The 314-nt window shown below is 69.7% G+C and carries 1 protein-coding gene; it reads left to right on the plus strand.

Annotated elements, in window-relative coordinates:
• On the plus strand, positions 1-314 hold a 314-nt coding region (locus OO48_RS34140; protein WP_033223607.1), incomplete at both ends, for an ATP-binding cassette domain-containing protein.

Consider the following 314-nt stretch of genomic DNA (forward strand, 5'->3'; position numbering starts at 1 on the left):
ATCGAGCTGATGGACCGGGTCCGGATCCCCGCCGCCGCCCAGCGGGTGGGCGACTTCCCGCACCAGTTCTCCGGCGGCATGCGCCAGCGCATCATGATCGCGATGGCGCTGGCCCTGGAGCCGGACCTGATCATCGCGGACGAGCCGACCACCGCGCTGGACGTCACCGTCCAGGCCCAGGTGATGGACCTGCTCGCCGAGCTCCAGGCCGAGTACCACATGGGCCTGATCCTGATCACCCACGACCTCGGCGTGGTCGCCGACGTCGCCGACAAGATCGCCGTCATGTACGCGGGCCGGATCGTCGAGACCGC

This window comes from Kitasatospora phosalacinea (genome assembly GCF_000716545.1).
Classification (GTDB): Bacteria; Actinomycetota; Actinomycetes; order Streptomycetales; family Streptomycetaceae; genus Kitasatospora; species Kitasatospora phosalacinea.